The sequence below is a fragment of the Burkholderia sp. Ac-20379 genome, assembly GCF_017104645.1.
GTDB lineage: Bacteria > Pseudomonadota > Gammaproteobacteria > Burkholderiales > Burkholderiaceae > Burkholderia.
The window spans coordinates 1-21,226 of record NZ_JAAGPF010000115.1 but is presented as its reverse complement, the minus strand read 5'-3'; the positions used below and the strand labels follow the sequence as shown (position 1 = coordinate 21,226).

Annotated in this window: 22 protein-coding genes; 11 read left to right on the top strand and 11 right to left on the bottom strand. The window is 68.5% G+C overall.

The window, feature by feature from the left end:
• The 3 genes from G3N92_RS16610 to G3N92_RS16600 all read left to right on the top strand — a co-directional run.
• Nucleotides 1–966: acyclic terpene utilization AtuA family protein (locus tag G3N92_RS16610; RefSeq protein ID WP_206128629.1), on the top strand; the 966-nt coding region annotated here is incomplete at its 5' end.
• The gene (locus G3N92_RS16605; RefSeq protein WP_206128628.1) at nucleotides 953–1,267 is read left to right on the top strand and encodes a hypothetical protein; all 315 of its coding nucleotides are present in this window, start codon (nucleotides 953–955) and stop codon (nucleotides 1,265–1,267) included. The genes G3N92_RS16610 and G3N92_RS16605, both read left to right, overlap by 14 nt.
• Nucleotides 1,268–1,407: 140 nt before the next feature.
• The gene (locus tag G3N92_RS16600) at nucleotides 1,408–2,469 is read left to right on the top strand and encodes an LLM class flavin-dependent oxidoreductase (RefSeq protein WP_206128627.1); all 1,062 of its coding nucleotides are present in this window, start codon (nucleotides 1,408–1,410) and stop codon (nucleotides 2,467–2,469) included.
• A gap of 28 nt (nucleotides 2,470–2,497) precedes the next feature.
• On the opposite strand, the gene G3N92_RS16595 is transcribed toward G3N92_RS16600, so the two are convergent.
• From G3N92_RS16595 to G3N92_RS16575, 5 genes are all read right to left on the bottom strand, one after another.
• On the bottom strand, nucleotides 2,498–2,767 hold the full coding sequence (locus G3N92_RS16595) for a hypothetical protein (RefSeq protein WP_206128626.1): 270 nt from the start codon (nucleotides 2,765–2,767) through the stop codon (nucleotides 2,498–2,500).
• A complete protein-coding gene (locus G3N92_RS16590; protein WP_206128625.1) occupies nucleotides 2,760–3,506 on the bottom strand; it encodes a DNA/RNA non-specific endonuclease in 747 nt (248 codons plus the stop codon). The genes G3N92_RS16595 and G3N92_RS16590 overlap by 8 nt, the downstream gene beginning before the upstream one ends.
• 125 nt (nucleotides 3,507–3,631) lie before the next feature.
• Entirely contained in the window at nucleotides 3,632–4,564 is a 933-nt protein-coding gene (locus tag G3N92_RS16585) for a dihydrodipicolinate synthase family protein (RefSeq protein WP_206128624.1), read from the bottom strand.
• A gap of 30 nt (nucleotides 4,565–4,594) precedes the next feature.
• On the bottom strand, nucleotides 4,595–6,169 hold the full coding sequence (locus tag G3N92_RS16580; protein WP_206128623.1) for an altronate dehydratase family protein: 1,575 nt from the start codon (nucleotides 6,167–6,169) through the stop codon (nucleotides 4,595–4,597).
• A 35-nt stretch (nucleotides 6,170–6,204) separates the two neighbouring features.
• Nucleotides 6,205–7,518 carry an MFS transporter gene (locus G3N92_RS16575; protein ID WP_206128622.1) on the bottom strand — a complete coding sequence of 438 codons (1,314 nt, stop codon included), beginning with the start codon at nucleotides 7,516–7,518 and terminating at the stop codon, nucleotides 6,205–6,207.
• 225 nt (nucleotides 7,519–7,743) lie between these two features.
• Here G3N92_RS16575 and G3N92_RS16570 point away from each other — a divergent pair, with 225 nt between their 5' ends.
• The 3 genes from G3N92_RS16570 (at nucleotide 7,744) to G3N92_RS16560 (ending at nucleotide 10,995) form a co-directional block, all read left to right on the top strand.
• Nucleotides 7,744–8,475, top strand: a complete 732-nt coding sequence (locus G3N92_RS16570; protein WP_206128621.1) for a GntR family transcriptional regulator — start codon at nucleotides 7,744–7,746, stop codon at nucleotides 8,473–8,475.
• A gap of 114 nt (nucleotides 8,476–8,589) precedes the next feature.
• Nucleotides 8,590–9,081 carry a hypothetical protein gene (locus G3N92_RS16565; protein WP_206128620.1) on the top strand — a complete coding sequence of 164 codons (492 nt, stop codon included), beginning with the start codon at nucleotides 8,590–8,592 and terminating at the stop codon, nucleotides 9,079–9,081.
• A 369-nt stretch (nucleotides 9,082–9,450) separates the two neighbouring features.
• Entirely contained in the window at nucleotides 9,451–10,995 is a 1,545-nt protein-coding gene (locus G3N92_RS16560; protein ID WP_206128619.1) for a methyl-accepting chemotaxis protein, read from the top strand.
• A gap of 61 nt (nucleotides 10,996–11,056) precedes the next feature.
• On the opposite strand, the gene G3N92_RS16555 is transcribed toward G3N92_RS16560, so the two are convergent.
• Both G3N92_RS16555 and G3N92_RS16550 read right to left on the bottom strand, forming a co-directional pair.
• Entirely contained in the window at nucleotides 11,057–12,283 is a 1,227-nt protein-coding gene (locus tag G3N92_RS16555) for a YeeE/YedE family protein (RefSeq protein ID WP_206128618.1), read from the bottom strand.
• A 267-nt stretch (nucleotides 12,284–12,550) separates the two neighbouring features.
• The gene (locus G3N92_RS16550) at nucleotides 12,551–13,120 is read right to left on the bottom strand and encodes a DUF3005 domain-containing protein (protein WP_206128617.1); all 570 of its coding nucleotides are present in this window, start codon (nucleotides 13,118–13,120) and stop codon (nucleotides 12,551–12,553) included.
• 356 nt (nucleotides 13,121–13,476) lie between these two features.
• Here G3N92_RS16550 and G3N92_RS16545 point away from each other — a divergent pair, with 356 nt between their 5' ends.
• Nucleotides 13,477–13,905 (top strand): CBS domain-containing protein, encoded by a 429-nt coding sequence (locus G3N92_RS16545; protein ID WP_206128616.1) that lies wholly within the window; start codon nucleotides 13,477–13,479, stop codon nucleotides 13,903–13,905.
• A gap of 81 nt (nucleotides 13,906–13,986) precedes the next feature.
• Here G3N92_RS16545 and G3N92_RS16540 read toward each other — a convergent pair whose 3' ends face one another.
• The 3 genes from G3N92_RS16540 to G3N92_RS16530 form a co-directional block, all read right to left on the bottom strand.
• On the bottom strand, nucleotides 13,987–14,205 hold the full coding sequence (locus G3N92_RS16540) for a hypothetical protein (protein WP_206128615.1): 219 nt from the start codon (nucleotides 14,203–14,205) through the stop codon (nucleotides 13,987–13,989).
• 292 nt (nucleotides 14,206–14,497) lie between these two features.
• Nucleotides 14,498–16,612 carry a phospholipase C, phosphocholine-specific gene (locus G3N92_RS16535; RefSeq protein ID WP_206128614.1) on the bottom strand — a complete coding sequence of 705 codons (2,115 nt, stop codon included), beginning with the start codon at nucleotides 16,610–16,612 and terminating at the stop codon, nucleotides 14,498–14,500.
• 35 nt (nucleotides 16,613–16,647) lie between these two features.
• Nucleotides 16,648–16,842 (bottom strand): hypothetical protein, encoded by a 195-nt coding sequence (locus tag G3N92_RS16530; protein ID WP_206128613.1) that lies wholly within the window; start codon nucleotides 16,840–16,842, stop codon nucleotides 16,648–16,650.
• Between the two features lie 384 nt (nucleotides 16,843–17,226).
• Between G3N92_RS16530 and G3N92_RS16525 the strand changes: the two genes are divergently transcribed.
• The 3 genes from G3N92_RS16525 to G3N92_RS16515 all read left to right on the top strand — a co-directional run bounded on the left by G3N92_RS16525 (nucleotide 17,227) and on the right by G3N92_RS16515 (nucleotide 19,472).
• Nucleotides 17,227–18,201, top strand: coding sequence for a sensor domain-containing diguanylate cyclase (locus tag G3N92_RS16525; protein WP_206128612.1), 975 nt, complete (start codon nucleotides 17,227–17,229; stop codon nucleotides 18,199–18,201).
• 37 nt (nucleotides 18,202–18,238) lie between these two features.
• A complete protein-coding gene (locus G3N92_RS16520; protein ID WP_206128611.1) occupies nucleotides 18,239–18,877 on the top strand; it encodes a LysE family transporter in 639 nt (212 codons plus the stop codon).
• A gap of 247 nt (nucleotides 18,878–19,124) precedes the next feature.
• A complete protein-coding gene (locus G3N92_RS16515; RefSeq protein WP_206128610.1) occupies nucleotides 19,125–19,472 on the top strand; it encodes a hypothetical protein in 348 nt (115 codons plus the stop codon).
• An 82-nt stretch (nucleotides 19,473–19,554) separates the two neighbouring features.
• Here G3N92_RS16515 and G3N92_RS16510 read toward each other — a convergent pair whose 3' ends face one another.
• The gene (locus G3N92_RS16510; protein ID WP_206128609.1) at nucleotides 19,555–19,752 is read right to left on the bottom strand and encodes a DUF3562 domain-containing protein; all 198 of its coding nucleotides are present in this window, start codon (nucleotides 19,750–19,752) and stop codon (nucleotides 19,555–19,557) included.
• Nucleotides 19,753–20,230: 478 nt separating this feature from the next.
• On the opposite strand from G3N92_RS16510, the gene G3N92_RS16505 reads away from it, so the two are divergent.
• Nucleotides 20,231–21,166 carry an ABC transporter substrate-binding protein gene (locus G3N92_RS16505; protein ID WP_206128608.1) on the top strand — a complete coding sequence of 312 codons (936 nt, stop codon included), beginning with the start codon at nucleotides 20,231–20,233 and terminating at the stop codon, nucleotides 21,164–21,166.
• Nucleotides 21,167–21,226 lie beyond the last annotated feature (60 nt).

Sequence of the window (21,226 nt, the reverse complement as noted above, 5' to 3'; positions counted from 1 at the left end):
TCGGGCGACGACGTGGCCGGCTATCGCGACCGCATCGTGTCGGCGAACGCGTACCTGGGCGCGGCGCCGATCGTCGCCGCGCTGGCCGCCGGGGCCGACGTGGTGCTGACCGGCCGCGTGGCTGACCCGTCGCTGTTCGCCGCGCCGCTGATCCATGCGTTCGGCTGGCGCATGGACGACTGGGCCACGCTCGGCCAGGCCACCGTGGTGGGCCATCTGCTCGAATGCGCGGGCCAGGTGACGGGCGGCTACTTCGCCGATCCGGGCCGGCTCGACGTGCCCAATCTCGCTCGGCTCGGCTTCCCGATCGGCGAGGTGGAGGCCGACGGCGCCGTGACGATCACCAAGGTGGCCGGCTCGGGCGGGCGCGTCGACCTCGACACCTGCCGGCAGCAGTTGCTGTACGAAATCCACGATCCCGAGCGCTACCTGCAACCCGACGTGACGGCCGATTTCAGCGCCGTGACGATGGCCGCCGACGGCCCCGACCGCGTGCGCGTGACGGGCGGCCTCGGCCGGGCACGGCCCGACACGCTGAAGGTGTCGGTCGCCTATACGGACGGCCACATCGGCGAAGGCCAGATCTCCTATGGCGGCCCCGGCGCGCTGGCGCGCGCGCGGCTGGCCGGCGAGATCGTGCGCGAGCGGCTGCGCCTGACCGGCGTGCCCGTGAGCGAGCTGCGGGTGGACCTGATCGGCGTGGATGCGCTGTACGGCGCGACCGACACCGGCGCGCGCGGCGAACCGGCCGAAGTGCGGCTGCGCGTGGCCGCGCGCACCGCCACCGCCGCCGACGCGGCGCGGATCGGCAACGAAGTGGAAACGCTGTATACGAACGGCCCCGCCGGCGGCGGCGGCGCGACCAAATCGGCCCGCGAGGTGCTGGCCGTGCAATCGGTGCTGCTGCCGCGCGAGCAGGTGCAGGCCGGCTTCGAAATCGTGGAGGCGAACGATGCAACTGCGTGAACTGGCGCATTCGCGCACGGGCGACAAGGGCAATACGCTGAACGTCTCGGTGATCTGCCGCGACGCGCGCGACTACGCGCACCTGCGCGAGCACCTGAGCGCCGAACGGGTCAAGGCCTGGCTCGGCGCGTTCGTGCACGGCGAGGTGCGGCGCTACGAACTGCCGGCGCTGGCCGCGTTCAACTTCGTGCTCGGCGACGCGCTCGGCGGCGGCGTGACGCGCTCGCTCGCGCTCGACGCGCACGGCAAGTCGGTCAGCTCGGCGCTGCTCGCGATCGAGGTGCCTGCGCCGCCGCGCTAGCCGCGCTAGCCGCGCTGCCGACGCAGGCTGCCCGCGCCCGCTGCCACCGCCGGGAACATGCTTAGCTGAATAACTTGGTTGGTGCGCGCGGGCCGCGACGCGAACATGTCAGGTTGCTCCGACTTGATCGAGAAACCCGTATGTCCGCTTCCCTTCCCCGCTTCGGCGTGTGGGCGCTCGTGCATGGCAGCCGCGCCGCGCTGCAGGATCCCGACGAACCGTACGACGCCTCCTGGGCGCGCAACAAGGCGCTCGTGCTCGAAGCCGAACGGCTCGGCTACGATGCCGTGCTGGTGGCCCAGCACACGATCAATCCGCACCAGCCGTCGCTTGACCAGCTCGAGGCGTGGACCGCCTCGGCTGCGCTCGCCGCGCTGACCGAGCGCATCGAGATCATCGCCGCCATCAAGCCGTATCTCTATCATCCCGTCGTGCTGGCGAAGATGGCGCAGCAGATCGAGCACATCAGCGGCGGGCGCTTCGCGATCAATCTCGTCAATGCCTGGAACCGGCCCGAGCTGGAGCGCGCCGGGATCGGCTTCGCCGAACACGATGCGCGCTACGCCTACGGGCGCGAATGGATCACGGTGGTGGACGCGCTGCTGCGCGGCGACACCGTGCGCTTCGAAGGCGAGCACTTCCGCATCGACGATTACGCGCTGCGGCCTACCGACCCGTTCCGGGCGCGGCCGCGCATCTACGTGGGCGGCGAATCGGAGCCGGCGCGCGCGCTGGTGGCCGACAAGGGCGACGTGTGGTTCATCAACGGCCAGCCGCTCGACGACGTCGAACGCCTGATCGCCGACCTGAACGCGCGGCCACGGCCGGCCGGCGCCCCGCCGCTGCGCTACGGGCTGTCCGCGTTCGTGATCGCGCGCGAGACGGCCGCGCAGGCCGAGGCGCATCTCGCGCACCTGTTCGCGCTCGCCGAGCTCGACAAGCCGCTGCGCGAGGAACAGAAGCAGCACATCGATCCGAACGCGGTGATGTGGCGCAACTTCACGCAATCGGCGCGCGTCGGCTCGAACGGCGGCACCGCGGCCGGGCTGGTCGGCAGCTACGACGAGGTGGCGCAGCGCATCGCCGCGTTCCATCGCGCCGGCATCGAGCTGTTCATGCTGCAGTTCCAGCCGTTCGAGGCCGACATGCGGCGCTTCGCCGAGGAAGTCGCGCCGCGCGTGAAGCGCCTGCTGACGCGCTGAGCGCGGCGCTGCAGCGCCGCGTCGGCCGTCAGAACGGGTTGGCGATCTTGCCGGTGGGCGCCGGCGGTTCGTCGGCCAGCTTTGCCGGCAGATCGGGCGCTGCCTTCAGCGCCTCGACGATGCTCGTCACGGCCGCCAGCAGCGCCTGCGCGCGCTTGAGCCCTTCCTGATCGCGCGCGATCTCCAGATCGCCGCTGATCTGGATGCGCGACGGATCGTTGCTGATCGTCAGCGCATCGCCGGCGATGTTGATGGCGCTGCTGTCGTCCGCGAACGCGGTGAACGTGGTCTTAGACACCGGACAATCCTCCTGGCTTCGAATCCTTCAGTCGTTCCGGCACGCCCGGGAAGCGCAGGCCGCTGGCCGCCTCCAGTTCGTGCACCGTTTCGATATCGTACCGTTTCGCGTTGACGTTCTTCACCACGATCGCGAACGCCGTGTTCTTCGACGGCAGATAGACGAGCTTGAAGATTTCCGTCGGCACGATCACGCGGCTCTCGCCGATCGTCTGCAGTTCGCTGCCGTGGAACATCGGCCCCGTCACCACGTAGGCCTCGCCGTTGCGCACGGCCATCGCGCGCACCGCCTCCTCGACATGCGCCCAGAGGCGGCGGTTGTTCTGCGGATTCTGCGGAATCATGTTCGCCAGCGAGAACGATTCGGCCATCGCCTGATCGTTCCAGCGGTCGCCCGCCGGGCTCAGGTGGCCGCGGTCGTAGCCGCTGCGCCGATAGTCGGCCAGCGTGGCGCTGTCGCCGGCCGGCAGCCGGCGCTCGACGAAGAAGCGGTTGGTGCGCACCTCGTCCTTCGCGTCGGCCAGATGCGCGGCCGTCAAGTGCTCGGCCGACCACAGCGGCGTGTGCGTGACGCCGGAATGCAGCACGACGAAATCCGAATAGCAGATCAGGCGCGTCTGGCGCGCCATCTTCGGATTGGTCAGCTCGGGTTCCTGGCCGGATGGGGAGAATTGCGGACACGACGACGCGAAAGCGGTCGCGGAGATCGTCAGCGCGCAGAGCGCGGCGAGCCATTTCATGGGTGGGGGTGTTTGGGGAAAAAGGGCGTAGTTTAGCGAACCCGCCTGCGCGACGACATCTCGCCGTGGCACCCTGCCCGCCGCCGCACCGGCCCCGTGCACCGGTGCGGCGTTGCGTCACGCGCTCAACGTCCCCAGCGCAGCACGAGCGGATCGAGTTGACGCGCGATCCGCAGCAGGCTCTCGCGCGTGGCCGGATGCATGTCGGGCAGCGGATGGCGCATCGCGTCCGACGCGATCACGCCGCCCTCTTTCATCAGTACCTTGGCGGTGGCGATGCCGCCCTGGCGGTTCTCGTGGAGGATCAGCGGCAACCAGCGCTGATACTGGCGCTCTGCCTCGGCCGCGTTGCCGGCCGCCCATGCATCGACGATCGCGCGAATGCCATCGGGATAGCCGCCGCCCGTCATCGCGCCGGTCGCGCCGGCTTCGAGATCCGCCATCAGCGTGATCGCCTCCTCGCCGTCCCACGGGCCGACGATCGACTCGCCACCCAGCGCGATCAGTTCGCGCAGCTTCGCGGCCGCCTGCGGCACCTCGATCTTGAAGTACGACACGTTCGGAATCTCGCGCGCCATCCGCGCCAGCAGCGCAGCGGACAAGGTCGTGCCGCTGGCCGGCGCGTCCTGGATCATGATCGGAATCTCGATCGCGTCCGACACAGTGCGGAAGAACGTCTGGATCGCCGCCTCGCTCGCGCGGAACGTCGCGCCGTGATACGGCGGCATCACCATCACCATCGCGGCGCCCGCGTCCTGCGCACGGCGGCTGCGCGCGGCGCACACGGCTGTGCCGAAGTGCGAGGTGGTGACGATTACCGGCACGCGGCCGGCCACGTGTTCGAGCACGCAGTGCATCACCGCGTCGCGTTCGTCGTCGGCCAGCGAGAATTGCTCGGAGAAATTCGCGAGCACGCACAGGCCGGTCGAGCCGGCATCGATCATGAAATCGACGCAGCGGCGCTGCCCGTCGAGATCGAGGCTGCCATCGGCGGCGAAGATGGTCGGCACGACCGGGAACACGCCCGCATAACGCGGGCTGGAAACGCTCGATTGCATCAAGGCACTCCTTGCAACGAATGGGAAAAGTCAGGTGATCGCACCGATCTGCCAGGGCACGAACTCGTTCTGTCCGTAACCGTGCTCCTCGCTGCGCGTGCGCCGCCCCGAAGCCGCGTCGAGCATCATTTGGAAGAGCGTGGCGCCGAGCGCCTCGATGCTCGCGCCGGCTTCGAGCACGTCGCCGCAATTCAGGTCCATGTCGTCGGACTGGCGGCGCCACAGCGCGCCGTTGGTAGCGAGCTTCAGCGAAGGCGTCGGCGCGCAGCCGTAGGCCGAGCCGCGCCCGGTCGTGAAGCAGATCAGGTTCGCGCCGCCGGCCACCTGGCCGGTGGCCGAGATCGGATCGTAGCCGGGCGTATCCATGAACACGAGACCGCGCTCACGCACCGGCATCGCGTATTCGTAGACGTCGACGAGGTTCGTGCTGCCGGCCTTGGCAATGCCGCCGAGCGATTTCTCGAGCACCGTGGTCAGGCCGCCGGCCTTGTTGCCGGCCGACGGGTTGTTGTTCATCGCGGCGTGATGACGCTCGCAATAGGCTTCCCACCAATGAATCCGCGCGACGAGCTTTTCGCCCACCTCGCGCGATACGGCGCGGCGCGTGAGCAGATGCTCGGCGCCGTAGATTTCCGGTGTCTCGGACAGGATCGCGGTGCCGCCGTTGCGCACCAGCAGATCCACGGCAGCGCCAAGCACCGGGTTTGCCGTGATGCCCGAGTAGCCATCGGAACCGCCGCATTGCAGGCCCACCGTCAGATGGCTCGCGCTGACCGGTTCTCGGCGTACGTCGTTGGCCGCGGCCAGCATCGATTCGATGATCGCGATGCCCTTCTCGATCGTCTTGCGCGTGCCGCCGCTGTCCTGGATCGTGAAGGTTTGCAGCCGCGCATGCTCGGTCAGGCCCTGTGTCTCGAGCAGGCGCGGAATCTGGTTGGTTTCGCAACCGAGCCCGATCACCAGCACCGAGGCGAAGTTCGGATGGCAGGCATAGCCACCGAGCGTGCGCTGCAGGATCGCGAGTGCCTCGCCATCGGGGTCGACGGCGCAGCCGACGCCGTGCGTCAGCGCCACCACGCCGTCCACGTTCGGGAAGGCGGCCAGCGCCTCCGGATGAATGTCGCGGCGGAAATGGTCGGCGATCGCGCGCGCCACCGTGGCCGAGCAGTTCACGGAAGTCAGGATGCCGATGTAATTGCGGGTGGCCACCTGGCCGTCTTCGCGAACGATGCCGTCGAACGTGGCGCGCTGCGCCTCCGGCACGAAGACCGTATCGCGGCGGCCTTCGCCGAACGCGTAGTCGCGCGCAAAGTCGCCCATATCGAGATTGTGCGTGTGCACGTGCTGCCCCGGACGGATCGCCTGATGCGCGAAGCCGATGATCTGGCCGTAACGGCGCACCGGCTGGCCCGCCTCGATCGCACGCGTGGCGACCTTGTGGCCGGCCGGGATCAGCCCCGCCACGGTCACGTCCTCGTCGTCGAGGCGCGTGCCGCCCACCAGTTGCTCGATAGCGACGACCACGTCGTCGGCGGGATGGAGCCGGATCGTGCGTGCGCGCGGCGCGGCCTGCACCGGCGGAGTGTCGATGGAGAGTGTGGACATGGGGAGTTCCGGTTGAATCGTGCGACGGGCCGCGCTCAGTCGAGGCCCCGGTCGCGGTAATCGATAAGGCTCGCGCAGACGGCCAGGCCGAACGCGGCCACCACGAAGAACATCAGCGCGAGGAAGTAGGTGCCGGTGAACTGCACGATCAGGCCGATCAGGATCGGCACGATGACGCCGACGATGTTGCCGCTGAAGTTCATCGCGCCGGCCAGCAGGCCTGCGCGGGACTGGCCGCCGAGCGCGGCCGGCACGCCCCAGAACATCCCGCACCAGCGGATGAAGAACAGCGCGATCGACAGCAGCACCACCACGCTGACGAGGCCCGTCGCGAAGCTCACGGCGAGGATCGCCGCCGCCGAGACGAAGCCGGCCGTGGCGAACATCAGCCGCATCACGCGGTTCGGTTCGCCGCCCGCCGAGCGCCACTTGTCGGCCAGCCAGCCGCCGAACAACTCGCCGACGAAGCCGAACATGAAGATCACGAAGGTCGCGCCACCCATCTGCTTCAGGTCGAAGCCGTGCGCCTTGTGCAGATAGCTCGGCATCCAGGTCATCAGGCCGTAGAACACGCTGTTGTAGCACGCCCAGCTTGCGAACATGAACAGCACCGAGCGGTCGCGCAGCAGCGCGCGGAACGGCACGGCGGGCTTCGGCTCGCGCTGGCGCGTCACGGCGGCATGCATCGTGATGTGCTCGAGCTCGGCGGCGTTGACGCCAGCGTGCTCGCCCGGGTGATTGCGGATGTACCACCACGCGGCGATGCCCACCACGATGGTGCCGACGCCGGCCACCACAAACGCGAGCCGCCACGAACCGAGGCCCGTGATCAGCGCGGTAATGATGATCGCGCCGCAGGCCGAGCCGAGCGGCGCGCCGCCGTCGAGCAGCGCCGCGCCGCGGCCGCGCTCGGACGGCGTCAGCCAACTGCCGGCAAGCTTCGCGCCGGCCGGCATGATCGGCGATTCGGCGATGCCGAGCCCGAGTCGCGTCAGCAGCAGTGGCACCCAGCTGAAGCAGCCCGCCGCGATCGCCTGGCAGGCGCCCCAGCCGATCGTGGCCATGCCGACGATGTTGCGGGCCTTGAAACGATCCACCAGGAGCCCGCTCGGAATCTGCATCAGCGCATAGGTCCAGAAGAACGCGCTGAGCAGCACGCCCTCCATTGCCGGGGGCAGACTGAATTCGGTCGAAATGATCGGCAAGGCAACCGACAACGAGGCGCGGTCGATGTAGTTGATCGACGACAACAGCAGCAGCAGCCAGAAAATCCGCCAGCGCACGGCGGTGGGCGCGGCGGTCGTCGCATGAGCCGCCTTGCGCGGTCCGGTCGAATCTTCGAGATGCATGGTGTCTCCGTGGGGTGGCTGCCGGCCAAGCTTTCTGTGAAGTTGTTTGCCAACTAATATACTAATTGGCAATTATAGGGAACTCGCCCTCCTCCGGCACCCGTGTAAACCCGCTATCGACGTGCGACGAGCGACTCGCACGGTCGCTCCGCCTTCCGCAGCGGGCCTGCGCACTAATATACTGATCGACCGGCCGCAGCCGCCTGCCATCTTTCCACCGGATTTATGAAGTCAGAACTCAGCGTCCAGGACGCCTTCGTCGCCCAGCTCATCCCCGCCGATTTCACGCTCGACCGCGCCCAAGCGTTGTCCGGCCAGGTGCATGCGTTGCTGCGCGACGCGATCGTGACGATGACGCTGCATCCGAACGACGTGATCTACGAACGCGCGATCGCCGAAGCGCTCGGCGTGTCGCGCACGCCGGTCCGCGAGGCGCTGCTGCAGTTGGCGCGCGAGGAACTGGTGCTGATCGCCGCGCAATCGGGCACCTTCGTCGCACCGGTGCGGCGCGAGCAGTTCGTCGAAAGCGCGCTGATCCGCAAGGTGCTGGAAACCGCGGCGATCCGGCGTGCGGCCGAAGTCATCGGCCAGCGCGAACTCGACGAGTTGCACGACATCCAGGACGCGCACAGGCGCGCGATCGCGCGCGGCAACGCGGTGGCTGCGATCGCTTGCGACAACGCGTTTCATGCGGGTGTCAGCGCCGCGGCGCGGCTGCCGCGCGTGCAGCAACTGGTCGAATTCGTGCGCGCGCCGATCGACCGCGTGCGGCACGTGACGGTGCGCGACCCGGTGGTCGGCGAAGTCACGCTGGCGCAGCATCAGAAGGTGCTCGACGCGCTGGCCGAACATGACGCCGATGCGGCCGAACGCGCGCTGCACGCGCATCTCGACGATGCCTACGCACGCCAGCAACAGGCCTACGACGCCAACGTCGCGCTGTTCGAAGGGGAATGACGGGCCGCTGAAGCACGGCGGCCCGCACGCAGGCTGGCCTAACGGCGGAGGTTCGGCCAGCCAGCCAAACCGTTTACAATTCCACCCCCGCACCTCCCCAACCCCACCCACCCGATGAGCACCGACACCCCCACCGACGACGACATCCCCGCGATCCACGAAGACACCCTCTGGCGCGACACCGGCTGGACGGCCCGCGTGATCAAGAACGAGGACGACGACGGCTGGGCGGTCGAGATGATCAAGGACGGCGAGGCCGAGCCGGCGCTGGTCGGCCCCTGGACGATGGGCCGCGACAAGAAGAACCCGAAGCCGCTCGACGCGAACGCGTTCCGCACGCTGGTCAAGACGGCCTCGGAAGTGCTGCGCCGCCACGAGCAGCAGCGCGCCGCAACCCTGCACAAGCAGGTGACGGTGCATACCGATACGGGCAGCATCTCGGTCACGCTCGACATCGTGCCCGACGACGACGAGCCCTACGCGATCCTGAAGGCCTTCGACGACGGCGGCGACATGCTGGCCGAATTCACCGTCAACGCCGGTTTCCGCCTCGACAAGGCGAGCGCCACGCGCTGGGTCGCCCGCGATTTCGAACGGCCCGACTGAACGCCGCCGCCAACCGGGCGGGCATTGAAACGCATGCCGGGAAATCGGCAAATATCCGTCAATCGGCAATCAATCGCCCGCCGCGTCATCGTCGCGAAAGTTTCCAATTCGATAATTCGAAATAATCCGCACACCCCGGCCGGCCCTGCCCGGCCCGATTATTCCCGCAGCGAAAACACGGCAAATCCGCCCTCAAGCGAACGATTCGCCGGCCGCCTTATCGGCAATTTCGCCGGTTTCTGCATAGTGGTAATCCATGGTTTTGGTACGCTTGTCGGCCCCTCCCGGCCGGTATACCGTATGCCAGCCTGACCGCCCGGCCCGCTGCGGCGCACGGCGCGTCCCGTAGTCGCCACTCTCTCCACAAACATGCAGAATCTTTCGATCGGCAAGAAATTGTCCACGGCGTTTTGCGCCGTCATCGCGGTTTTCCTCGTCAGCTCGGCCGTGTGTTGCTACGGCATCGCGGCGATCGACCACAAGCAGAAACAGAACGCCGTCTCGGCGCAGGCGCAGTTGGTCATCAAGGACGCCACGGCCGATTACCTGAACATCATCTGGTCGCTGCTGGCCTACAACCTCGACGGCCAGCCGGGCCACATCAAGTGGAAGCTCGACCATATCGGCGATTTCGCGCAGCACATGGCGGCGATCAAGACGCTCGATCCGCAGGATACCGAACTGAACGGCCTGGCCGACAAGGCGCAGGCGCAGTACGACGCCTGGACGACCAAGGTGGTCAATCCGATGATCGAGATGCGCACGCACGTCAACGACGGCAGCGCGACGCTGGCGCAACTGAGCGCGCTGACGGAAGGCTTCGGCAGCTATCTGGGCACGGACGACATGATCGCGGCCGTCGATGCGCTCGACAAGGCCGAGCGCCAGCGCATCGCGATGCGCACCGACGAACTGGCCTCGCTGCGTCACACGATCAATCTCAGCGTGCTGCTGGCCGCGGCGCTCGCGGTGGTGTGCGCCGTGTTCGCGGGCCGCTGGCTCGTGACGGCGATCCGCGATCCGCTCGCGCGCGCGGTGACGACCGCTCAAGCGATCGCGGCGGGCCGGCTCGACAGCCGGATCGAACGCGACCGCACCGACGAAACCGGCCGGCTGCTGGCGGCGATGCACGCGATGCAGGCCTCGCTGCAAACCATCGTCGGCTCGGTGACGAGCGGCGTGGAAGCGGTCAAGGTGGGTGCGGCGCAAATCGCGGCGGGCAATACGGATCTGTCGTCGCGCACCGAGCAGCAGGCGGCGGCGCTCGAGGAAACCTCGGCCACCACGCACGAGCTGAACGAAGCGGTGCGCCAGAACGCCGAAAGCGCGCGCCACGCATGCAACGTGATCGAGCGCGCGATGGCGTCGGCCAATGCGGGCAGCGCGATGTCGAAGCAGATGATCGCGACGATGAACGAAGCGTCGGGCAGCGCCGAGAAGATCGCCTCGATCACGTCGATCATCGAGGGCATCGCGTTCCAGACCAACATCCTCGCGTTGAACGCGGCGGTGGAAGCGGCGCGCGCGGGCGCGGAAGGCCGCGGCTTCGCGGTGGTGGCGTCCGAAGTGCGCTCGCTGGCGCAGCGCTCGTCCACGGCGGCCAAGGAAATCAAGGAACTGATCGAACGCTCGACGGCCTCGATCGGCGGCGGCGCGGCGCGCGCCCTGGACATGGGCTCGACGATCACGCAGCTGCAAGCGGATATCGCGGTGGCGAAGGACGTGGTGGAAGCGATCTCGCAGGCGTCGAGCGAACAGAGCCGCGGCCTGGAACAGGTCAGCCAGGCGATCGCGCAGATGGATCAGGTCACGCAGCAGAACGCCGCGCTGGTGGAGGAAGCGGCCGCGGCGTCGCACGCGCTCGACGAGCAGGCCGTGCGCCTGCAGGGCGCGGTGGCGGTGTTCTCGCACTGAGCGGGCGCGAGACGTCTCCCCCATCGAAGGACCGTTGCACGCGCAACGATCCCGATCATGTTCAGCAGCCGGTGTTCTTGACGCGTTCGACTTCCAGCCCGAACCACGGGCGTAGGCGCGTGCCGAGCACGTTCCCGGCGAACGCGCACACGAGCCACAGCCAGCCGTGCACGCTGCCCGACACGATGCCGCTGAAATACGCGCCGATATTGCAGCCGTAAGCGAGCCGCGCGCCGTAGCCGAGCAGCAGGCCCCCCACCACGGCGGCGATCAGCGAGCGCAGCGGCACGCGCCACACCGGCGCGTAGCGGCCGGCCAGCGAGGCCGCGGCCATCGCGCCGAGCACGATGCCGATATCCATCACGGTGGTCACGTCGTGGCTGGCGGGCGCGGACAGCGCCGCGGCGTTCGGGCCGGCCAGCCAGTACGTCCAGTTCGCCACGTCCACGCCGAGCAGCGCGAAGCCCTTGGCGCCCCACAGCGCGAACGCCGAGGTCACGCCCCACGGCCGCCCCGACAGCGCGAGCGTCGCGAAGTTGAGCACGGCCAGCGCCACCGCGCCGGCCAGCATCGGCCACGGGCCATGCAGCCAGGGCGACGCGTGCGGCGCGCGTTCGGCGGCGTTGACGAGCCGGCCGTGACGGCGCTTCTCGATCGCCACGGTCAATGCCGCGATCGCGGCGAACACCGCGAGGTTCAGCGCGACGGCGGGCAGCACGCCGAGCGTCTTGACCAGCGAGATCGGCTTCAATTGCGGCATCGAGGTCCAGAACGGCATGTGCGCGGTGGCCACCACCGAGCCGACGATGAACGCCAGCAGCGTGACGATCATCCGCGTGCTGCCGCCGCCGACGGTGTACAGCGTGCCCGAGGCGCAACCGCCGCCGAGCTGCATGCCGATGCCGAAAATGAACGCGCCGACGATCACCGAGGTGCCCGCCGGCGACACCAGCCCGGTGACGGGATGCCCGAACAGCGAGCCGGCCGACAGCGCCGGGAAGAACAGCAGCACGCCGATCGCGAGCATCAGCATCTGCGCGCGCAGGCCCGCGCCGCGGCCGTCGGCGATGAACACGCGCCACGCCGAGGTGAAGCCGAACGCGGCGTGATACAGCGTCATGCCGAGCAGCGCGCCGACCACGTACAGCGCGGCCTGGCGCACGCTGACGGATTGCGCGAGATAGACGGCGCCGAGCGCGACGAGCAGCAGCGCGACGCCGAGCGATTTCGGATTGATGGAATCGAGGGCACGCGGTGCGCGCGCCGGCGACGAAGGCAAGGTCGACATGAGCGGATCGGACGAGAAACGTGACAGGAGGGGTGCAACCGGGCCGGCTTGCGGGCCACTGCGCTCGCGATCGGGGCATGGCCCGGATCGCGGCTTCGGCGCGGCTGGCGATGCGCGATATGCGCTGGCGGGTTGCCGGATGGCTTAATCAAAGCCGGGCGCAAGCGTAGCACGAAAACCGCGGCCAGACCGGGGCCCGATCGGCCCCTGCCCGTCGCACTGCCAATCGTCAGGCCTCCGGATCAATCTCCGGGCCGACCGCCCCTTTCAATGCGCGCCGCGCTCGAAGCTGAACACGCGTTCGGTGCGACGGTTGCCGTCGCGCTCGACCACCGTGGTGCCGCGCTCGCGCACCTGCCAGCCCGGCCTGGCGGCGATCTCGGCGGGCGGTTGGCTGTCGATGCCGCCGAGGCCGTCGGCGGGCGGCGCGGTCGCGTCGTCGAGCGAGGCGTTCGAGTGGATCACGTTGTCCTGCCGCGGCGGCGCCTCGCGGCGCGCTTCGCGGCCCTTGCCGTCGACGTCGACCGAATTGTCGGTGGCGGCCATGTTGGCGTTGTCGAGCGACGTGATGCGCTCGGCCGCGCGGCGCACCGGGTCGCGCTCGGCGTCGCCGCGCGCGCCCTGCTCGATCGGCGGCAGCCCGGTGGGCGTCTTGCCGGCGATCGTCTCGGGGGTCTGCGCGCTCGGTTTGGCCGCTTGCTTGTCATGTTCGCGGAAGCCGGCCGCCTGCGTGGCGGCGTCGGGCTGATCCGGGCCGGCGGCCGGCGTCTTCACGGGGCTCTTGCCGGCCTCTTCATGCAGGCGTTGCGGTGTGGGGTTCGATTTCACGGGTTGCATCTCGGCTCCTTGCCGCGCTGGCGCGGCGGTGTCGAAAGGATCGCCGGCACGCGGGGCGAAGCGCCACCGCCGCGTGCCGCAGTCGTACCCGTCGAACCGTGCAAGCGGCGTGCCGGGCCGAATCCGCATGCACGCGGCGCTGCTGCGCGCGTTACACCGGCAGCGCCGGCAACCGCTACACCGCCGATTGCAAATCTTTCACGAACCGCTTGCCACTCTGCCCCATGCCGGCGGCCAAACCGGTTCGAACTGGCGCGCCGGATCGACATCGCGTCGGCGGCCCTCGCCGAACCGACGGCACGGCCCTTGCGACCCGCACCGTTCATGCACATTCAAGGCAATCGGGAGGATAACGAATGACTCGGGTAGCGGAAGTGATGTCGCGGGACGTGGTGGCGATCGCGCCGAACGATACGATCCGGCATGCGGCGCAGCACATGGCCTATTACGACGTTGGCGCGTTGCCGGTGTGCGACGCGGGCAGGATCGTCGGCATCGTGACCGATCGCGATCTCGCGGTGCGCGCGCTGGCCGGCGATGTCGGCCCCGATGCGGCAATCAGCGAAATCGCGACCGGGCGCCCGATCTGCTGCCGCGGCGACGACGATCTGGACGCCGTTCAGCAACGCATGGCCGAAGCGCGCGTGCGCAGGACGCCGGTGATCGATACGGGCGGGAAACTGGTGGGAATGTTGTCGCTGGGCGACATCGCGACACGCGCTCGCGGCGCATCGCAGGAGGAGCTGTCGAACACGCTGGAGCGCGTGTCGCAGCCGGGGCGCTGACGGCGCAACGCCCGCGCCCGGCATCCGCCCGCCGCCTCGCTCAGGCGAACCGGCAGGCCATCATGCAACGAAGCCGGCGGATCAGTACGTCGGCAGGCCGATGCAGGCATCCGGGCTGGCCGACGCGCAGGCGATCGAGTAGCCGGCGGCGCTGGTCGCCAGCATGTCCTTGCCGGCCGCGAGCGCTTCCTGCACGTCTTCCGGGCAGCGTTCGTAAGTGATGAATGCGGAGCAGACCACGGCCGACATGACGACCAGCGAGAAAGCAATCTTTTCGAGTACGACGAAACGGTGAGGCATCCCTCAATCCTCCTTTGAAGGCGAAGTCTACCTTAACCGAGGGTTTTTACCTAGGGTTTTCACCTAGCTTGCTGGGAATGGAATTCGCCAGAGCAAACCGCAAGCCTTGCCGGACAAGGCCGAGCGCCCAATCGCCGCGCATTCATGTTGGATTTGTGCAACGCAGCAGCCCGTCGTTCAGGCGCTGGCGAAATGCGGCGCCAAATAAAAAACGGCGCGTGCCGCCCGCAAGCGGCATCGCGCCGTGTCCGTCGCGGCAACGGGGCGCAGCCGCGCGCCCCGCGCCCTACGCTCAGATCGCCTTCGTGACCGGCGCCGTGGCGGCCGGATCGGTCGTGCTGCTCTTGCCGGTTTCGACGTGGCCGGCGATGCGGCGCACCCACGACGTGTTGTCGGCCACCGTGAACTGCAGGTCGTACCACGATGCGTTGCACGACAGGTCCCAGTGCGCCTCGACGCTCTGGCCCGCCGGAATCGACAGCGTGCGCGCCGGCTGGCCGTAGGCCACGTCGGTGGCGGTGACGGTCAGGGTCGTCGTGCCGGCGTTGGCCAGCGTGACGTAGACATTACCGTTGGCCACGTCGTAGCAGGTCGTCAGATCCGGGTGCGCGGCCGCGTCGCCCGACGCCGAGCCCATGAAGCGGCGGAAATAGCCGTTCGGGCCGTACACGTTGACGACATAGCTGCCGCCCGCGTCGAGCGCCCACGTGTCGGTCAGTTGCTTGCCGGCCTCGACCGTGTAGTGACGCGGCGCGGCGCTCAGGTCGTTGGTGTAGACCCAGAAGTGCGCGCCCACCGAGCCGCTGCTCGCGAACGTCACCTGGTAGCCGGTGCTCGTCAGCGTGCCGTTGACGTGCAGCTCGTACGGGTTCGGACGCGCGAGACGCGTGCCGGCTTCCTGCGCGAGGATCGTCTGCGCGGCGGTGGCCGCCGGGGCGGTCAGCGCGGTGGAACGCGCGCACTGCAGGTCGGCCGTGGCGATGTAGTTCGTGGTGCTCGGCAGCGTCGGGAACGTCGCGTCCGTCTTCGTGAAGTCGAGCGTCGAGGTCAGATCGCCGCAAATCGCACGGCGCCACGGCGAGATGTTGGTTTCCTGCACGCCGAAACGCTTCTCGATGAATTGCAGCACCGAGGTGTGATCGAACACCTGCGAGCTGACATAACCGCCCTTCGACCACGGCGACACCACGAACATCGGCACGCGCGGCCCGAGGCCGTACGGCAGGTTGTCGGCCGTGTAGGTGCCGGCCTGGGCGGCCGTCACGACGTTGTGGCGCTCGAGCGAGATGTCCACGGTGCTGGCGCCCGTGTTCGGCAGCGTCGGCGCCTGCGGCGGCACCATGTGATCGAACAGGCCGTCGTTCTCGTCGTACATGATGAACAGGACGGTCTTGCTCCACACGTCCGGGTTCGAGGTCAGCGCGTCGAGGATCGTCGAGATGTAGTTCGCGCCGTACAGCGGCGTGTACTTCGGATGCTCCGAGTACGCGGCCGGCGGCAGCAGCCACGACACCTGCGGCAGGTTGTTGGCCTGCACGTCGGCCTTGAGCTGGTCGAGCGTGCGTGCGCTGTTGCCGCGCGTCTGCAGCGACGAGCCGGCCGGCGCGTTCACGAAGTTCTGGAACGCGGCCAGCATGTTGGTGCCGTAGTTGCCGGTGTAGTTGTCGAAGCCGGTGCCCTGCTGGTAGACCTGCCAGGAGATGCCGGCCTTCTCGAGGCGCTCCGGATAGGTGGTCCAAGTAAACGGCGCGACCTGCTGCGCGTCGAACTGGTTGTCGATGTAGTCGATGTTGTCGAGCAGCGGGCCGCCGCCGGTGGCGAGCGGATCGACCATGCCCGTCATCAGGTACATGCGGTTCGGGTGCGTGTTGCCGGGGATCGAACAGAAATAGTGATCGCACACGGTGAACGCATCGGCCATCGCGTAGTGGAACGGAATGTCGTCCCGCGTGTGATAGCCCATCGTCATGTTGGTCTTCTGCGCGGCCCACTGGTTGCCGCGCCCGCCGTTGATGGCGGCGTGCGTGGTGGCCCAGGTGTGCGGCAGGCCGCCGATGCACTGCGCGTTCACGGCCGTGTTGGTCGTGTCGTAGCGGAACGGCGCGATCACCTTGGTGGCGTCTTCCTGGCGCGGCTGGAACCACACCGGCTGGCCGTTCGGCAGCGTGACCGGGAAGCGGTCGTTATAGCCGCGCACGCCGCTCAGGTGGCCGAGGTAGTGGTCGAACGAGCGGTTTTCCTGCATGAAGACGACGATGTGCTGCACGTCCTGGATCGTGCCCGTGACCGTGGCCGGCTCGATGGCGAGCGCCTTGCGGATCGATTCGGGCAGCAGCGTGCTGGCGGCGGTCGCACCGGCCAGGCCGGCGGAGAATTTCAGAAAGTCGCGTCGGGATTGGATAGCCATGTCGGGTCCTGATGGGTTCGAGCGTCGAGCGGGGCTCAGGATTTCGGTGCCGTGAAGCCCGGCGGGCAATGCAGCGTCGCGTTCGCCGGGGCCGCGTTGCCGCAGGCCGCCTTGGGCGCCGTCGAGGTATTGACGGGCGTCGCCGTGCCGTCGTCGTTGCACGCGCCGAGCATCGCCGCGGTCGCGAGCGTGCCGATCAGGATCCAATGCCGTAGTGCCGGCGTCTGCATGGGGAATACTCCGTCGAATGATATCCGGCGGACGCGGGCTCGCATCCGGGGCGCCCGCATCGATCTGACTCCGCGCGTTCGCCGCCGAGACGATAGTTCCCGATTGTTACAGCGCGGTGTTCATGCGGCGTTCGGCATCGCGCCGCGCCTTGTGCGGCGGGGCTGAGCGGGCTTTCGCAAGTAAGCGATTCGAAAGCATAGGTAAGGAACGGAAAGCGCGCGAACGCACCGACGCGGGTTGGCCAGGGCGTTCCGCCAACGGCCCGAATGCTCTACGATGGCGAGGTTGGCTTGCGACGCGCCGTCCCGGCCCGGGATCGGCGAATCCAAGGTCCGCACGCCATGCCTCCACGCCTTCAAAAACGCCGAGAGAGACGAGATCGCATGCAAATCGCCCCTTTTCCCGCCGATGAAGCTTCCCGGCTGACGAAACTTCGCAGTCTGAACATTCTCGATACGCCCGACGAGGAACGATTCGACCGCATCACGCGGCTCGCCAAGCGCATCTTCGACGTGCCGATCGCCCTCGTCTCGCTGGTCGACGAAAACCGCCAGTGGTTCAAAAGCTGCTTCGGGCTCGATGCGCGCGAAACCTCGCGCGACGTGTCGTTCTGCGCACACGCGATCCTGGCCCACGCGCCGCTCGTGATTCCCGACGCGGCCTGCGACCCGCGCTTCGCCGACAATCCGCTCGTGACGGGCGCGCCGCACATCCGCTTCTACGCCGGGCACCCGATCGCGCTGCCCGACGGCACCAACCTCGGCACGCTGTGCCTGATCGACACGCGCGCGCGCACGCTCGACAGCGACGATCTCGCCCACCTGGGCGACCTCGCCAGCCTCGCCGAGCGCGAGCTGGCCGCCGTGCAGATGGCCACGCTCGATTCGCTGACCTCGCTGTCGAACCGGCGCGGCTTCGAGATGCTCGCGCAGCATGCGCTGAACGCCTGCCGGCGCGGCGGCCGGCGCGCCTCGCTGCTGTTCTTCGACCTCAACGATTTCAAGCAGATCAACGATCGCTTCGGCCACGCCGAGGGCGATCGCGCGCTGACGATCTTCGCCCATTCGCTGACCACCGTGCTGCGCGACATGGACGTGGTCGGCCGGCTCGGCGGCGACGAGTTCGTCGCACTCTTGATCACCACGCACGACATCGATGCGCCCGGCATCATCGAGCGCTTGCGCGAGGATCTCGACGCGCGCACCGAGCAGGCCGCGCTCGACTACGCCATCCGCTTCAGCGTCGGGCATGTCGATTACGATCCGCTGCACGAGCCGTCGGTCGCGCTGTTGCTGGCCGAATCCGACACGCGGATGTACGCCGACAAACACCGCCGCAAAACGGGCGATCGCAACTGACGCCCGCCCCTCACCCGCCACTCGGGACGCCCAATCGATGCACACCGCCGCCTCGCTGATCGCCATCCTCTCCGCCCTGATGCTGGGCGCCATGATTCCCGGGCCGAGCTTCGTGCTGGTGGCCCGCAACGCAATCGGCCTGTCGCGCCGTGACGGGCTGGCCACCGCGCTCGGCATGGGCGCGGGCGCGATCGTGTTCGCCTGCGTCGCGCTGGCCGGGCTGTACACGCTGCTCAGTTCGGTGGCCTGGCTCTATGCCGGGCTCAAGGTGGCCGGCGGGCTCTACCTGCTGTATCTGGCCGTGCAGTTCTGGCGCGGTGCGCGGCGCGAATTCGCGTTCGACGCCGACGTCGCGCGGCGCAACGGCCAGCCGCTGCGCTCGTTCCGCATCGGGCTGACGACGCAACTGAGCAATCCGAAAACGGCGATCTGGTACGGCAGCATCTTCGCGGCGCTGCTGCCCGCGCATCCGCCGACGATCGCCTACCTGGTGCTGCCGCCGGCCGTGTTCGCGATGGAAGCGGGCTGGTACACGGTGGTGGCGCTCGGCTTCTCGACGCGGCGGCCGCGCGAGTTGTACCTGCGCGCGAAAGGCGTCATCGATCGCGTCGCGGCCGGCGCGATCGCCGTGCTGGGGCTGCGGCTGATCGTCAACGCACGCGGCGCCGGGATCTGACCATGCGGCGGGCCGGGCGCCATGCCCGGCCTCGGGTTCCGCAGCAACGGGCTTCCATTCAGCGCGCGCTCGATCGCGCGCATTCCCGCCAGCGCAGCGCGCCGCGGAACGCTCGCGCCAAGCGCGCCGACACTTCCAAGCACGTCTGATCCGATCTTCGGATTTCTCTCATATCGACGGCCCGGCGCTTCGCGGTACTTTGCTTGCACCCCGACAGTCGCCCCTTCTCCCGCCGACAAGGCCGCCTATGAAAACCCGGTTTCAAACCGCCGCGCACACGCGCCGGCGTGCACTGCGTTCGCTCGCGCTGGCCGCCTGCCTCGCCGCGATCGCGCCGGCTCACGCCAATACCGGATCGACCGCGGGGTTCGGTTGCCGGTTCGTCGATCTGAACGGCATCGAGATTGCGCCGGCCCATCAGGACGCAACGCAGCGCCTCGCGGTGCTGCGTTGCGAACGCCGCGCCGAGCGTCGGGCGCAACAGGATGCCGCGCGCCCTGCACGGATCCGGCAGGACGCCGAGGCCGCGCGCACCTCGCGCCCCGTGCGGAACGGCCTCGCCGACAGCGGGCTCGAGCAGCCGCGCAACCCGTAGCCCCGGCGGCGCGCATGCCGGCGCGCGCCAACGAAAACGCCCGGCCATATCGTCATGGCCGGGCGTTGTCGCATGGGGGCATTCAGTGTCGCGGTTGCCGCAGGTCGTTCTTCACGCGCTTGGCGGCCAGCAGAACCACGTAATCGAGGATCCGCGCGCCTTCGCGGTACTCGGCCAGCGTCTTTTCGTAGAGTGCCGAGACGGTTTCCTTCGGCGTGTGGGTTTCGGTGGCGATCGATTCGACGATCTCGGCGACGTTGACGCGGGTCTGTGCGGTCATGTGTTGCGCTCCATGAGAGTGGGACGAACGGGGGACGAATCAAGACGGCGACGGCAAAACGGCAACTGCGGGGATGCTCATTGAACGCCTCGCACCGCCGTTTCGCCAATTGAATCGCACTATGGAGCTTCCGCTTCCATCACGCGCGCATCGTGCGCGAACGGCACGAAATTCGGTGCCGCATCCCTCGCCGCCCGCCCGCCGTCGCGCCCCGATGCGCCCGAGCCCGCACCGGCGGGCAATGGCCGCATCCCGCCCCGGTTCGGCGCGATCGGCCCGGCGATGCCGCTCCGAATCGCAGCGGGCTCGGAGGTCGCACGATGCGTGCCGCCTCCGCGGCCATTCATCGCGGCGGCGCGGCCCGCTCCGATCTGCCCCCGAACCGTTTGCCAAAGCGGCCCCAGTCGCGTACCTTGAACGCCGCTTGGCGGATTGCGCGCCACGTTCCCCGACCGTCCCGCAAGGAGGCCGTTTCACGATGGATTTCGCCATTCGCCGCCGCGCCGTCGCGGCCGTTTCACTGGCCGCCGCCCTCGGCGGCAGCCTCGCCGCCAACGCGGCCCACGCCGATTCGATCACCGTCGCCTCGAAGATCGACACCGAAGGCAGCCTGCTCGGCAACCTGATCTCGCAAGTCCTCAAATCGCATGGCCTGACGGTGGTCGACAAGATCAGCCTCGGCGCCACGCCGATCGTGCGCAAGGCGCTGACCTCGGGCGAAATCGACATCTACCCCGAATACACCGGCAACGCCGCGTTCTTCTTCAACAAGACCAGCGACCCGGTCTGGAAGGACGCCGCGCGCGGCTACGCCGAGGCCAAGCAACTCGACTATTCGGCCAACCATCTGGTCTGGCTCGCGCCGGCCCCGGCGAACAACACCTGGGGCGTGGCCGTGCTCGGCGCGATCGCGCAGCAGCAGCACCTCAAGACGTTCAGCGATTTCGGCCACTGGATCGCGGGCGGCGGCAAGGTCAAGCTCGCGGCCTCGGCCGAGTTCGTCAACAGCGCGTCGGCGCTGCCGTCGTTCGAGAAGGCCTATGGCTTCAAGCTGAAGCCCGAACAACTGCTAGTGCTGTCGGGCGGCGATACCTCCGCCACGATCCGCGCCGCCGCCGCGCAGACGGATAGCGTCAACGCCGCGATGGTGTACGGCACCGACGGCGCGATCGCCGCCTCGGGCCTCGTGCTGCTCGACGACGACAAGAAGGTGCAGCCCGTCTACGCACCCGCGCCGGTGATCCGCGAGGCCGTGCTGAAGGCGCATCCGCAGATCGCCGACTGGCTCAAGCCGGTGTTCGCGAGCCTCGACCTCAAAACCCTCCAAACGTTGAACAGCCGGATCCAGATCAACGGCGAACCGGCCGCGCACGTCGCCGCCACCTATCTGAAGGCCAAGGGCTTCGTCAAATGACGGACGCCGCCGCGCCCGCGGCGAACCGGTCGCGCTCCGGCCCGCCCGCGCGCATCGACA

Bases quoted from the DNA above. Each gene is read 5' to 3' on its own strand.
- G3N92_RS16605 (WP_206128628.1), top strand. From the start codon at position 953: ATGCAACTGCGTGAACTGGCGCATTCGCGCACGGGCGACAAGGGCAAT.
- G3N92_RS16600 (WP_206128627.1), top strand. From the start codon at position 1,408: ATGTCCGCTTCCCTTCCCCGCTTCGGCGTGTGGGCGCTCGTGCATGGC.
- G3N92_RS16590 (WP_206128625.1), bottom strand. From the start codon at position 3,506: ATGAAATGGCTCGCCGCGCTCTGCGCGCTGACGATCTCCGCGACCGCT.
- G3N92_RS16585 (WP_206128624.1), bottom strand. From the start codon at position 4,564: ATGCAATCGAGCGTTTCCAGCCCGCGTTATGCGGGCGTGTTCCCGGTC.
- G3N92_RS16580 (WP_206128623.1), bottom strand. From the start codon at position 6,169: ATGTCCACACTCTCCATCGACACTCCGCCGGTGCAGGCCGCGCCGCGC.
- G3N92_RS16575 (WP_206128622.1), bottom strand. From the start codon at position 7,518: ATGCATCTCGAAGATTCGACCGGACCGCGCAAGGCGGCTCATGCGACG.
- G3N92_RS16570 (WP_206128621.1), top strand. From the start codon at position 7,744: ATGAAGTCAGAACTCAGCGTCCAGGACGCCTTCGTCGCCCAGCTCATC.
- G3N92_RS16565 (WP_206128620.1), top strand. From the start codon at position 8,590: ATGAGCACCGACACCCCCACCGACGACGACATCCCCGCGATCCACGAA.
- G3N92_RS16560 (WP_206128619.1), top strand. From the start codon at position 9,451: ATGCAGAATCTTTCGATCGGCAAGAAATTGTCCACGGCGTTTTGCGCC.
- G3N92_RS16555 (WP_206128618.1), bottom strand. From the start codon at position 12,283: ATGTCGACCTTGCCTTCGTCGCCGGCGCGCGCACCGCGTGCCCTCGAT.
- G3N92_RS16550 (WP_206128617.1), bottom strand. From the start codon at position 13,120: ATGCAACCCGTGAAATCGAACCCCACACCGCAACGCCTGCATGAAGAG.
- G3N92_RS16545 (WP_206128616.1), top strand. From the start codon at position 13,477: ATGACTCGGGTAGCGGAAGTGATGTCGCGGGACGTGGTGGCGATCGCG.
- G3N92_RS16540 (WP_206128615.1), bottom strand. From the start codon at position 14,205: ATGCCTCACCGTTTCGTCGTACTCGAAAAGATTGCTTTCTCGCTGGTC.
- G3N92_RS16535 (WP_206128614.1), bottom strand. From the start codon at position 16,612: ATGGCTATCCAATCCCGACGCGACTTTCTGAAATTCTCCGCCGGCCTG.
- G3N92_RS16530 (WP_206128613.1), bottom strand. From the start codon at position 16,842: ATGCAGACGCCGGCACTACGGCATTGGATCCTGATCGGCACGCTCGCG.
- G3N92_RS16525 (WP_206128612.1), top strand. From the start codon at position 17,227: ATGCAAATCGCCCCTTTTCCCGCCGATGAAGCTTCCCGGCTGACGAAA.
- G3N92_RS16520 (WP_206128611.1), top strand. From the start codon at position 18,239: ATGCACACCGCCGCCTCGCTGATCGCCATCCTCTCCGCCCTGATGCTG.
- G3N92_RS16515 (WP_206128610.1), top strand. From the start codon at position 19,125: ATGAAAACCCGGTTTCAAACCGCCGCGCACACGCGCCGGCGTGCACTG.
- G3N92_RS16510 (WP_206128609.1), bottom strand. From the start codon at position 19,752: ATGACCGCACAGACCCGCGTCAACGTCGCCGAGATCGTCGAATCGATC.
- G3N92_RS16505 (WP_206128608.1), top strand. From the start codon at position 20,231: ATGGATTTCGCCATTCGCCGCCGCGCCGTCGCGGCCGTTTCACTGGCC.